The organism is Bacillus sp. SD088, from assembly GCF_017355205.1.
In the GTDB taxonomy this organism is placed as follows: Bacteria; Bacillota; Bacilli; order Bacillales; family Bacillaceae_C; genus Lederbergia.
This window is the reverse complement of the sequence record NZ_JADIJK010000003.1, coordinates 80,579-93,517: the sequence shown is the minus strand read 5'-3', so window position 1 is coordinate 93,517 and position 12,939 is coordinate 80,579. Positions and strand designations below refer to the sequence as shown.

General features: G+C 38.3%; 10 protein-coding genes. 7 read left to right on the top strand and 3 right to left on the bottom strand.

Annotated elements, in window-relative coordinates; translation table 11 throughout:
• Nucleotides 1-192: 192 nt before the first annotated feature.
• The 7 genes from IPU53_RS03460 (at nucleotide 193) to IPU53_RS03430 (ending at nucleotide 8,867) form a co-directional block, all read left to right on the top strand.
• On the top strand, nucleotides 193-1,494 hold the full coding sequence (locus IPU53_RS03460) for an alpha-glucosidase/alpha-galactosidase (protein ID WP_207447722.1): 1,302 nt from the start codon (nucleotides 193-195) through the stop codon (nucleotides 1,492-1,494).
• A 336-nt stretch (nucleotides 1,495-1,830) separates the two neighbouring features.
• Nucleotides 1,831-2,016: a hypothetical protein gene (locus IPU53_RS03455; protein WP_207447720.1), complete on the top strand. Its 186-nt coding sequence runs from the start codon at nucleotides 1,831-1,833 to the stop codon at nucleotides 2,014-2,016.
• A 455-nt stretch (nucleotides 2,017-2,471) separates the two neighbouring features.
• Nucleotides 2,472-2,642, top strand: coding sequence for a methyltransferase family protein (locus IPU53_RS25560; protein ID WP_396019893.1), 171 nt, complete (start codon nucleotides 2,472-2,474; stop codon nucleotides 2,640-2,642).
• A gap of 382 nt (nucleotides 2,643-3,024) precedes the next feature.
• Nucleotides 3,025-3,498, top strand: coding sequence for a CarD family transcriptional regulator (locus tag IPU53_RS03445; RefSeq protein WP_207447718.1), 474 nt, complete (start codon nucleotides 3,025-3,027; stop codon nucleotides 3,496-3,498).
• 374 nt (nucleotides 3,499-3,872) lie between these two features.
• Nucleotides 3,873-5,174 carry an ABC transporter substrate-binding protein gene (locus IPU53_RS03440; RefSeq protein WP_207447716.1) on the top strand — a complete coding sequence of 434 codons (1,302 nt, stop codon included), beginning with the start codon at nucleotides 3,873-3,875 and terminating at the stop codon, nucleotides 5,172-5,174.
• 157 nt (nucleotides 5,175-5,331) lie between these two features.
• Complete coding sequence (locus tag IPU53_RS03435; RefSeq protein ID WP_244852362.1) at nucleotides 5,332-7,047, top strand: ABC transporter ATP-binding protein; 1,716 nt, start codon at nucleotides 5,332-5,334, stop codon at nucleotides 7,045-7,047.
• On the top strand, nucleotides 7,044-8,867 hold the full coding sequence (locus IPU53_RS03430; protein WP_207447706.1) for an ABC transporter ATP-binding protein: 1,824 nt from the start codon (nucleotides 7,044-7,046) through the stop codon (nucleotides 8,865-8,867). Before IPU53_RS03435 ends, IPU53_RS03430 begins: the two co-directional genes overlap by 4 nt.
• 295 nt (nucleotides 8,868-9,162) lie before the next feature.
• Here IPU53_RS03430 and opp4C read toward each other — a convergent pair whose 3' ends face one another.
• From opp4C to opp4A, 3 genes are all read right to left on the bottom strand, one after another.
• A complete protein-coding gene (opp4C, locus tag IPU53_RS03425) occupies nucleotides 9,163-10,062 on the bottom strand; it encodes an oligopeptide ABC transporter permease (RefSeq protein WP_207447704.1) in 900 nt (299 codons plus the stop codon).
• A 13-nt stretch (nucleotides 10,063-10,075) separates the two neighbouring features.
• The gene (gene opp4B / locus IPU53_RS03420; RefSeq protein ID WP_207447702.1) at nucleotides 10,076-11,041 is read right to left on the bottom strand and encodes an oligopeptide ABC transporter permease; all 966 of its coding nucleotides are present in this window, start codon (nucleotides 11,039-11,041) and stop codon (nucleotides 10,076-10,078) included.
• Between the two features lie 140 nt (nucleotides 11,042-11,181).
• Entirely contained in the window at nucleotides 11,182-12,918 is a 1,737-nt protein-coding gene (gene opp4A, locus IPU53_RS03415) for an oligopeptide ABC transporter substrate-binding protein (RefSeq protein ID WP_207447699.1), read from the bottom strand.
• Between the last annotated feature and the right edge of the window lie 21 nt (nucleotides 12,919-12,939).

Genomic DNA, 12,939 nt, shown 5'->3' with positions numbered 1-12,939 from the left:
AGAGAGCGTTTCTAAATTAAGAAGAATGCCCAACCTGTGATAAAATAAAAAAAGCAATATTATACCCTTTTTTCACTTCATTTTACCATTGAAAGCTTATTCATTAGCGATTATTATAGAGGTAATCAGCAATCTTCATATATTTTGAAGTAGCAATAAGTTGCTATGGTATTTAAAGGAGGAAGGAAAATTATGTCGAAAATCACTTTTTTAGGTGCAGGAAGTACAGTATTTGCGAAAAACGTTCTAGGAGATTGTATGTTAGTCCCGAGTATTCAGGACTTTGAATTTGCTCTCTTTGATATTGATCAAGGAAGATTAAAAGATTCAGAGGCTATGTTGAATAATTTAAAATCTACTACAGGCTCTACTGTTCGAATTAAAGCTTATACAGATCGAAAGGAAGCGCTTCGAGGAGCTAAATACGTTATTAATGCGATTCAAGTTGGTGGGTATGATCCTTGTACGATTACTGATTTTGAAGTGCCGAAAAAATACGGTCTTCGCCAGACGATCGCGGATACTGTTGGGATTGGCGGGATCTTTAGAAATCTTAGAACGATTCCTGTCATGCTTGATTTTGCCAAAGATATGCGTGAGGTATGTCCAGACGCCTGGTTCCTAAACTACACGAATCCAATGGCTGTACTGACAGGTACCATGTTGCGTCATGGAGGGATTAAGACAGTAGGACTTTGTCATAGTGTTCAAGCTTGTGCACCAGGACTTTTGAAATCATTGGACATGCCAACAGACAATATTCAATGGAAAATTGCTGGGATTAATCATATGGCCTGGTTACTCGAAATTACTCGTAATGGAGAAGACCTATACCCAGAAATTAAAAAACGAGCAGAGGAAAAGCAAGAAACAAAGCATCATGATATGGTTCGCTTTGAGTTGATGAAACGATTTGGTTATTACATTACAGAATCATCTGAGCATAATGCTGAATACCATCCATATTTTATTAAGGATCGCTATCCAGAATTAATAGAAAAGTTTAATATCCCACTTGATGAATATCCACGTCGCTGTGTGAATCAAATCGAGGGTTGGAAAAAGATGCGCGATGATCTTGTACATGATCAACAATTACAGCATAAGAGAACACATGAATATGGATCATATATCATCGAAGCAATGGAAACAGATGTCCCTTATAAAATTGGCGGGAATGTCTTAAACACCGGCCGCTTAATTAGCAATCTACCTGAAAAAGCGGTAGTAGAGGTACCATGTCTTGTAGATAGAAGTGGTGTGACACCAACATATGTTGGCGATTTACCAGAGCAACTAGCCGCTTTAAACAGAACGAATATCAACACACAATTATTGACAATTGAAGCTGCCATTACGCAAAAGAAAGAACATATTTATCAAGCTGCTATGCTTGACCCACATACCTCAGCAGAGCTATCCATTGATGATATTGTCGCACTTTGTGACGATTTGATTGAGGCTCATGGAGACTGGTTACCGAAATATCAATAAAGGCTAGTGTAAGGAAAAAAAGAAATTAAAGCATTAAAAAGCCAATTTCTCAGTAAAATGGAGGAATTGGTTTTTTCTTGTTGTATTGATATTAAATTGCGTTTTTTGTGCAATACAATTATGCCTTTAGAGGTTTTTTATAGAATAAAGGACTAATAGTATAAAAGGTGGAAACATCATTTTTGATAAGTCAGAATACATGAAAAGAAAGACGTTTTGGATGGTCAGTTATGATTGTAAAAAAGCAACATTATCCAATAATTCTGAACTACGTGAGCGTATGGAATCCTTACGTCAACGACAAATAATAGATCCTACAAATAAATTGGAACATAAATGAAGGTAATAAAGCTGCTCTCTTATTCAATCATTGAAAAGAAAGGTAAAGAAATTAGAGAAAGAGAATCAGCAACTAAAAGAACAAGTGAAATTGGCTTATGGAAAGGTAGAGAAATTTTAGGAATTGAGAATGGTGTTCATCTGAGTACTTATTCTTTCAACAAACGACTTATAATGGAATAAGAATAGGAACTTTAAGTATGGATAGAACAGATAATAATCTAAAAAGGATGATTTAGTATGAATACGGAAGTAACGACGAAATTTAAAATTATGCAAAGCGATCTTCATTAAACGGGCACGATTGTCTAGATATGATGTTCAATCATCGGCATAATTTGAAATACCAATTGAAAGTGATAGTGGTCATTTTGTTAGGTGGAACGAGGAATGTTAGAGAACGTTTGTACGTTTTGTGCAGGGGAGGAGCAAAGCTGAAGATAACCTCTAAAGCTTGTTGTATTTCAAAGGCAGAATATAATCAAAGTTTATCCCGAATTAACTGGCAGTAAGACCCCACTTCAAGAATTCGAGGTGAATATGAGAATTGTAAGTGGGGGACGAGTGCCGTATTATTTAAAGAACGGATATTAACCTGGATAGGTATTACATTTAGTATTCTTGGTCTTATCATCTTTTTGTTGAGCCTGATCGTATTTGGTAAAAGTTTTCGTGTTGGCTTAGATGAGGATCATCCGAATGAACTCGTTACATCAGATGTATTTTCCATTAGTAGAAATCCAATCTATACAGCATTTTTGTTTATGTTGATCGGGATATTTTTAATTATCCCAAATTGGATATTGTAACTATATTTCGTTGTCGGGTTTTGGTTTATTAATCGCCAAATTTGCCGCGAAGAAGATTCTTTGGAAAAATTTATGGCAGTAAATACAAGGAATATTGTAAAAAAGTTCGTAGATATCTTTGATGAGAGAGTAAAAACCGTTAGATATACCAGCTAGCTGAATGGTGCACTGTCTGAATATTAGACTCTGTGGATGAAGTGATTTCACTGTTTCTCAAGTAGATTTTTTATAATATATATGACGAATTAACGATCGTCGATTTTTTTATAAAAAAAGATGAAAATTGTTGACTTGAGTAAAAATATCATGTTAAAATTATTAATTTGTGTATTTGTTTGAATGGTGGTATAATATAAATAGAACAAATACAGGAGTGGATCATTTGTTTAATATAGGTGACAAAGTATTTTATCCAATGCATGGAGCAGGGGTTATTCAAACGATTGAAATGAAAGAAATACAGGGTCACACAAAGGAATATTGCGTCATTTCTATTCCGATTACTCAATTGAACATTATGTTACCACGAGCGAATTTAGCCAAAGTGGGAATCCGCGCTGTTGTCGATCTTCAGACAGCAAGAGGAATTGTAGAGAATTTCCATCATGAACAGCCGAAAGGTGACCTACCATGGAAAGAACGATATAAGCAAAACATGGAATTGCTTAAATCAGGAGAAATGCAAAATTCCGCTCAAGTCGTGCAAGAACTACTATATCGACAAAGAGAAAAACCGCTTAATTCAACAGAAAAGCAATTACTAAGTGATGCACATAAAGCCTTAATAAGTGAAATTAGCATTATTGAAGATATTACCGAAGAGCAAGCAGATGACTTATTAAAAGTTGCTCAATAACATCAAAATCGTAAGTCGCTGGGCGCTGGAGCTAGACAATGAAAAGCGTAAGTCGCCCTATATAGCGGCGCACAACCCTTCTGATTTTTTGAAATGGAAGGGTTTTTTTGATTTGCATAAAATTTGATTAACGATAGCAATATTTTATCCTTCATTCATATAAAATTTACCATTGTAAGTATATTTATTTAATTCTATGATGTATATAGCAAGATTTCAGTATATTAAAAATAGACAATTTTGTTATCAGCTCGGCAATAATATCAATTTACCGATCGTTCTAAGCCTGAGAGATAGCGGCAGTACAGTTAAATATGCACAAAAATGATAGCGGTTTCAAAATTTTTATAATAATAAAGGAGATGAGTAGGTTTATGTGCAAGCTATTATTAAAGTCAATTATTTTTTCTGTATTGATCGTATTGTTATTGGTTGGTTGCAATAAAGAGGAGAAAGTTGTGTCTGATTCTGAAGAGAGCGCTGAAAAAGAGGACATTACTTTGACGATTATGATGTGGGATGATTGGGGACAAGACTTTCAGAAAAATATTAAAGAGGCAGTGGAAGAACAATTTCCTCATATTACGGTGAATAACATCGGAGGGGATACCGGGAATAAAGAATGGATTGAGGAGGCACTTTCCGCTGGCAATATTCCAGACATGATCTTTGCTCATCGCCAGTACCATGTTGCGCTTTTAGAAGAATATGAGCTGAATTACGATATGACACCATTACTAGACAAGCATGACTTCGATTTATCGCAGTATGATCCAGCGCACTTGGATGAATGGAAATCATGGGCGAATGGCGAATTTTGGCTATTGCCTTTTATGGCTGATCGTTATGCCTTACATTATAATAAAGATATTTTTGATCTATTTGGTGTTGAATATCCGACAGATGGGATGACCTGGAAGGAAGTAATTACACTTGCATCCAAAGTAACAGGTGAAAGGAATGGTATACAATATCAGGGATTGGATATCACCGGTAATGGACATTTACCTTTGACCCAGATTATCGGAAAGACGCAATTAATTGATCCTGAAACAGAAGAAGTATTATGGACAGACAACCCTTATGTTAAGCAATGGCTGGAAATGGTAGAGAGTGTTTATAATATGCCGGGGAATGAAAAGCCGGAAGGGGACGCGTGGACAGAATCTAGGACATTGGCGATGAGACCATTATGGCTGGATATGGCCACACCTGAAGATTTAAACTTTGATATTGTCACATACCCACAATGGGAAGAGGCTTCCAATATCGGTCCATTGGCAGGCGGTTGGGGGTTTGGCATTACAGAGCCAAGCCAACATAAGGACGAAGCGATGGAAGTAATGAAATTTTTATATTCTGATGAGCATATTGGCTCTTTAGGAGAATCCCCAATCCATGCACCTTTCAACCATCTATTTGAAGGAAAGGATATTGATGATATGCTAGTGGGGGAAAGAATGGAAAAGTTTAAAGGGAAAAATTTACAAGCGCTATATAAGCTAGAAGCTGCTGGCGGTCCTGAATCACGTTCAAAATTTGATGTTGGCGCATTTCAACAAATTGAGCATTTAGGTGAGGATTTCATTGAATCGGGACTTGATGTCAATACCTTTATCCGAGAACTGACCGAGAAGGAAGAGATTAGAATTAAGGATGAAAAAGGGGCAAGCTAAAAATGATAGAATGGTCTCTCATCGTTTGAACTGGGAGACCTTTTTTGGTAGAAGAAATCGATTAAAATAGAAGAAATATTCCTACATAAAATCATTGACCAATGAAAGAATAAACCATACCATTAGAAGAGGAAATGAAAAGGGAAGTGATGGTAGCGTGTTGAGGCATTTGAAATCCTATAAATGGCAGATTAGTGCGGTTATTATTTTAACGCTCGCTGGTATTCTATTAGAGTTGCTTCTGCCGACCCTAATGGCGAATGTGGTTGATATTGGGATTGTCAAGGGAGATATTTCTTACATAATAAAGGTCGGAATTTGGATGATACTTGCTGCTTTAATAGCTGTTGTGATTACAGTGGGTGTTTCCTATTTCGCATCGAAAACCGCCCAAGGGTTTGGACGAGATGTGAGAAGGAGTTTGTTTGTCAAAGTGGAGGATTTTTCCTTACAGGCCTTTGACAAAGTTGGGCCTGCTTCCTTAATCACAAGATCCACGAATGATGTGAAAATCGTCCAAGATGTGTTAAATATGGTGTTGCGTATGATGACACGTGCGCCTTTAATGCTTGTCGGAGGGATTATTTTAGCAGTGACTAGAGATCCAGGCTTATCACTTGTTTTTCTAGGCGCACTCCCTATTTTAGTGCTTGTCATTTTTATTATTTCAAGAAAGGCCATGCCTTTATTTGCCTCTTTGCAGAAAAAGACGGACCGGCTTAACTTAATTGTTCGCGAAAATTTAACCGGGATTCGAGTGGTTCGCGCTTTCAATAAAGTGGCTTTTGAAAAAAGTAGATTTAACCAAGCAAATGAAGACTTTCGTGATACAGGCATCAAAGTAAATCAAATGATGGCAGTACTGTTTCCGGTGATGATGATTATCATGAATTTTACCAACATCGCGATTGTGTGGTTTGGCGCGATTCGAATTGATGAAGGAGTTATGCAAGTAGGTAACCTTATGGCGTTCCTGCAATATGCGATGATGATCCTGATGTCACTTGTGATGCTTTCCATGGGGTTTATTATGATACCAAGAGCTCAAGCCTCTGTAAAGAGAATTAATGAAGTTCTTGCGCTCGAAAAGGATATTGAGGATCCGCAATCAGCGAAAACATCTCAAGCCCACGGATATATCGAATTTCGGGATGTGAGCTTTCGTTATGAAGGAGCAGAAAAACCTGTTTTACGCCAATTATCCTTTCAAGCAAAGCCCGGAGAAACAACTGCGATTATCGGTAGTACAGGTGCAGGAAAGTCCACCTTGCTTAAATTAATCCCTCGTTTTTATGATGCGGAAGGGGGAGCGATCTTCATTGATGGTGTGAATGTGAGAGATATGGCGCAAACAGAATTACGTCAAAAAATAGGTTATGTTCCTCAGCAAGCCACCTTATTTAGTGGGTCGATTGCAGAGAACCTCCAGTTTGGGAAGGAACAAGCAACAGAAGAAGAAATGAAGGAAGCCCTAGAAATCGCGCAAGCTTCAGATTTTGTTTTTAAACAAGAGGAAGGCCTTTATGCGAAAGTGGCTCAGGGAGGGGCTAATTTCTCTGGCGGGCAAAAACAGCGATTATCTATCGCTCGTGCTTTAATTCGCAAGCCGGAAATTTATTTGTTTGATGATAGCTTTTCGGCATTAGATTATAAAACAGATGCAAAATTAAGAGCTAGGCTCAGCCAAATGGAAGAGCATAGTACCATCATTATGGTGGCACAGAGAGTTAGCACCGTTATGCAAGCAGACCAAATCATTGTTTTGAACGAAGGGAAAATTGCTGGAATTGGCACACATGATCAATTAATAGCGGAAAATCAAATTTATCGAGAGATTGCTGCATCACAGGGAATTGGGGTGGAAGGAGCATGAGCCAGCAGAAAATGCCTAAACGAGGCCCGGCACGTGGACAAGCAATGCATGGTGAAAAACCAAAGGAATTTAAAAGAACACTGTTTCGCTTAAGTGCTTATTTGAAGCCGAGAAAAGTGCAGATTATTCTTGTCGCGATTGCTGCTATTTTTGCAACATTATTTAATGTCATTAGCCCTAAATTTCTTGGGGATGCGACATCCTCTATTTTTGCCAGTATCAAAAACGGAGTAAGTGTTGATTTTCCATTCTTAGCAAAACTGCTGTTTATTTTATTAGGGCTATATATATTATCGGCGATTTTTTCTTATTTCCAACAGTATATGATGGCAGGAATCTCGCAAAGAACAACAGCAGAATTGCGGAAAGAAGTGAATGAAAAATTAACACGTCTTCCACTTAGATATTATGACCAGCATCCACATGGAGATGTTTTAAGTCGGGTGATTAATGATATCGATAATATTAATAATTCGATTCAACAAGCCTTATCTCAATTAATCACATCCGCGATTATGATTATCGGCACGATTATTATGATGTTAGTTATTAGTCCGTTGCTTACGTTAGTTGTACTGATTACGTTTCCTCTAAGTATTCTTGTTGTGCAGATGATTGCATCCCGCTCGCAAAAGCATTTTGTCCAACAGCAAACAGAGCTGGGGAATGTCAATGGCCATATTGAGGAGATGTTTTCCGGTCATCAAGTTGTAAAAGGATTTAGCTATGAAAAAAAGGCGATCGCTGATTTTGATCAAATGAATGATCGACTGTATGATTCAGGATGGAAAGCGCAATTTATTAGTGGAATTATGATGCCACTTATGACCTTTGTCGGAAATCTTGGGTATGTGTTTGTCAGCATTGTCGGTGGAATTCGCGTGCTAAGCGGGAATATCCAAGTAGGGGATGTACAAGCGTTTATCCAGTATTCTCAACAGTTATCACAACCAATGGCGCAAGCAGCTGGGATTGCCAATATGATTCAGACAGCTTTGGCGTCTGCAGAACGAGTGTTCAATCTTTTAGATGAAGAAGAGGAAATAAAAGAAGAGCCTGCGCAGATAGATCTTGCAGGATTGCAAGGGAGAATTGGCTTTGAGCATGTGCAATTCGGTTATGAGAAAGAAAAAACGATTATCCAAGATTTAACTCTAGAAGTGGAATCAGGTCAAACAATTGCGATTGTGGGGCCAACAGGCGCAGGTAAAACGACAATTATTAATTTATTAATGCGATTTTATGAGATTGATCAAGGGAAAATTTTAATAGATGGAAGAAATCTTGCTGAATTATCAAGGGAGCAGGCAAGAGCATTGTTTGCGATGGTTCTCCAGGATACGTGGTTATTTAAAGGAACGATTCGTGAAAACATTGCCTATGGCCGAGAAGGTGCGAATGAGAAAGAGGTTGTACAAGCGGCATTGAGTGCTTATGCAGATGAGTTTATTCGCACATTGCCTGATGGATATGACACGATTTTGGGCGAGGATGCGTCTAATATTTCGCAAGGGCAAAGACAGCTGATCACGATTGCCCGCGCGATTTTAGCAGATCCAAAAATATTGATATTGGATGAGGCAACTAGTAGTGTCGATACTCGTACCGAAATGAATATCCAAAAAGCAATGAATAAACTGATGGAAGGAAGAACAAGTTTCGTCATTGCTCACCGACTTTCAACGATTCGCGATGCCGATTTGATATTAGTTATGAATGAAGGGGATATTATTGAAAAAGGCAACCATGAAGAATTGATTGCTCAAAATGGATTTTACGCAGACTTGTACCGCAGCCAATTTGTTGGCGCAACAGGTTAAGAAAAGCGCAAGTGCCCGTTTAGCGACGTACAAACTTTTTTAGTAAGGATGAACAGCTAAAAACGCGCCGTCCTGGCGCTTTGTCTGCACTAGTACATCCTGTACGTCGCAACGCTGTTCTGACCTACATCCTGTAGCCCTGAGATAAAGGAAACACCATGAGCTTGAAAAGCGAATGGATGTTGACTTATCGTAGGAAGGCACCGAAAGTTTGCTAGTCGCTGGGCGCTGGAGCTGGATCCAGCACAAAATTTAAACCTTAAAAAGTGACCGTGAGGATCTCACGGTCATCTTTTTATCTTCTGGATTTTGGATTTAAGGCATCCTTTAGCCCTTCTCCGATAAAGTTAATCGATAAAATAACTAAGGTAATCATCGTTGCAGGTGGGACCCACATCCAGAGTTTATTCTTAAGTACATCAGAATTTCGTGCTTCAAATAACATATTCCCCCAGCTCGGTGTATCTGGTGGAACCCCTAAGCCTAAGAAGCTTAAAGCTGATTCGATGACAATCGTAGAAGCCATTAACAAGGTAGCTTGGACAATGATAGTGGAAGCGACATTCGGCAGCAAATGTTTGATAATCACTTTCGATGGCTTCCCGCCGATCGACTCAGCTGCTAATACATATTCATTTTCCTTTTCAGCTAAAACTCGGCTCCGGACAAGCCGGGCCACTCCTCCCCAGCTCAAAGCGGAGATAACGAGGATTAGTGTCCAAATCCCTGAGATCTTCCCTACAAGGATAGCATTTAATACAATTACAAAGATTAAAAAAGGAAAGGTTAGGACAAAGTCAGTAAAACGCATTAAGATAGTCTCTAGTGCGCCACCGAAATACCCTGCAATCGCCCCAACAATGGTTCCTGTTAATATAATCAGAAACATGCTAGCAAAGCCGATGGTTAAAGAAGATCGCCCAGCGTAAAGTATACGTGCAAATACATCACGTCCATTGGTATCAGTTCCTAACCAATGCTCACTAGATGGCGGCTGACTGATTTTCATAAAATCAACACGAGCGATATCTTCATTTGTTAATAAAGGTGCAAATATAGAAAGCAGGATAACGAGAACAACAAAAATGAAACTCGTCATCGCTAATTTATTTTTAACGAACTTTCTTCTCGCAATCATCCATGGAGAGGGGCTTTTTTGCGGTTTTGTAATTTTGTTATCAGTAATCATTTCCATACGTTTCCCCTCCTCAATCTAGCCTAATCCGCGGATCAACGATACCGTAAAGTAGGTCAGCGATTAAATTTCCAAGAAGTGTTAAGAAAGAAAGTAACATTGTGATCGACATAACGACGGCGTAATCTCTTCTTTCAACAGATTCTAAAAAGAGTTGCCCAATTCCTGGATAAGTAAAAATAGTTTCCGTTATAACGGCGCCACCAATTAATGTGGCAATATCAAATCCTAAAAATGTAACAAGTGGAATAATTGAATTACGCAAAATATGCTGATTGTAAATTTTTGATTCTTTTGTTCCTTTGGCTCTTGCTGTTCTGACATAATCTTTTCGACTATTTTCAATAATGTCGTTTCGTAAAAATTGTGTATAGGAGGCTGTTCCCATTAAACCTAAAACAGCTGCAGGTAATAAAACGTGCTGCAGTCTACTCAAATAGTAACTCAAAGTTCCCTTGTCTAAGCCAATCGAGACTGAACCACTGGATGGAAACCATCCTAATTTAAAGGAGAAAAAGTAAATTGAGACAATCCCAGCGACAAAAGAAGGCACGGCTAACCCTAAATAATTATATGTGCTAATCGCATTATCTCCTAGTGTATATGGCTTTCTTCCGGCGAATAATCCCATTGCAAAAGCAAAAATATACGTAATGACTAATGAAGTAACTGTCAAAAATAATGTATTTGGTATTCGCTGCGCAATCAGATCTGCTACAGGTTTTTTATAGACAGTGGATTTCCCGAAATCTCCTTGGACAAAATTAGAGATCCATCTTCCGTATTGTACGTAAATTGGATCATTATACCCTAATTTTTCTCTCATTTCTTCAATATATTGTGGATTTGTATTTGAAGGATCAATTTCGCCAGCAAATGGATCTCCAGGCATCATTAATGCCAAGGCGAACACTACAAACGAAATAAGGAGCAATAATGGGATCATGCCAAGTATTCTGCGTAATGAGTATTGAAGCATGTGACTTCTCCTTATCAATAATAAAATTTACCTACTTATCTAGGGCCACCTATATAAAGGGTCCCAGATAAGTAGGAAGAATTGTTTTTTCAACGACTTTTAGTTGGATAGAAAAAGCGATGAATCATCTACATGAATGTTTAGTCTGTAACATACCACTTATGAATATCTGTTTGGAAACCGACAGCATTTATATGGACACCTTGTAGGCGCTCGTTAACGCCATATAGGTCTAAATTTTCCCATAGTGGAAGAGCTGGTAGTTCTTCATTGAAATGTTTTTGCCAATCAACATACACTTGCTTACGGTAATCTTGATCGCCAGCGGCTTTTTCACCTAAAGCCTCATTCAATAGGTTTTGGTTCTCTTCATCAACCCAACGACCATAATTCCATTCAGCGTCATTTCCCCATAATCCGGCTGGATCAGGGTCAGACCCCATACTCCAAGAACCAAAGAATGCTTCTAGGGCATCATCATCGCTGTCTTTCATATCGTTATATAAGTTAAACTCAATTAGAGAACCTGTTGCAAGTTCCGTTTTTACACCGATATCATTCCATGCTTGTACAATTGCTTGTGAACGGCCTTCAAATGCTGCGGATCCTGCATAATGACCAAATGAAATCTTAAATTCCTCGCCATCTGGATCTTCTACAAACCCATCACCATCTACATCTTTATAGCCAGCATCATCTAAAAGTTGTTTTGCTTTATCTTGATCAAATTCATATTGATTTAATTCTGCTTCATCTGCTGCTGTCCAGAATACAGTTGGGATAACAGTATTGGCGACTTCAGCCTTATCTTCAAGAAATGCTTTAATCATCGCTGGACGGTCAATTGCATGTAATAAAGCTTGACGTAATTCTTTTGAATTGAATTTATCGAAGTCAGCAATATTCTTATGTGTTTCTTGATCACGATGACCGAAACGAAGACCAATATAAGAATAGCCAACACCTTTTGTTTCTTCGACACGAACATTATCTAGATTAGAAAGTTCAGCTACGTCTTGAGGAGTAATATCCATAATATCGATTTCGCCGTTTTCAAATGACCCACTTGCTAATGATGGATCAATGATCTTGACGATAACACCATCAAGTAGCGGCTTGCCTTGCCAATAATCATCATAACGCTCTAATTCGGAATACTCGCCATCAACAACCTTTTTAACTTTAAATGGTCCTAAGCCAACAGGCTCTTCACGAACTTCTTTGGACTCTTCCAAGTCAGCAACAGCAATGCCTTCATAATGTTTCTTTGGCATTGGATTGGACCAAAGATTCTCTAGATTATTTGCTTTTGCTTCCTCAAAAGTAATTTTCACCGTATAATCGTCTACTTGTTCAATTCCTTCGATTGAATCAGCTTTTCCTTCTTTTTTCGCACTAGCCCCTTTTATATCAGAAACATAATTGTAACGTGGTCCTGTGTAATCTGGATCTGCTAAAGTCTCCAATGCAAAAATCCAGTCATCAGCCTTTAATTCTTCACCATTATGCCATTTTACGCCTTTTTCAAAGGTGAATGTATAAGTTTTTGCATCATCGCTAATTTCCCATTTCGCTAGATTTGGTTCATATACTAGATCATCATTGACAGTGTAAATGCTCTCTGTCATAAAACCTTGAACATGGCTATCAACAATACTTCCAGAGAAAGCTGGATCATACACACCTTCTGGCGCTTGAGATGTACCAAACGTCACGATGCCGCCTTCTTTAGGTTCAGAACTATCTCCTGCTTGTTCATTATTATTGCTATCCTTATTTGTTTCTTCTTTTTCGCCATCTGAATTGCCGCCACATGCCGCTAAAAACAGTGACATGGTCAGCAGAACGACTAAAGACCATAATACTGATTTTCTCATGAGATTCCCCTCCGTTATTCT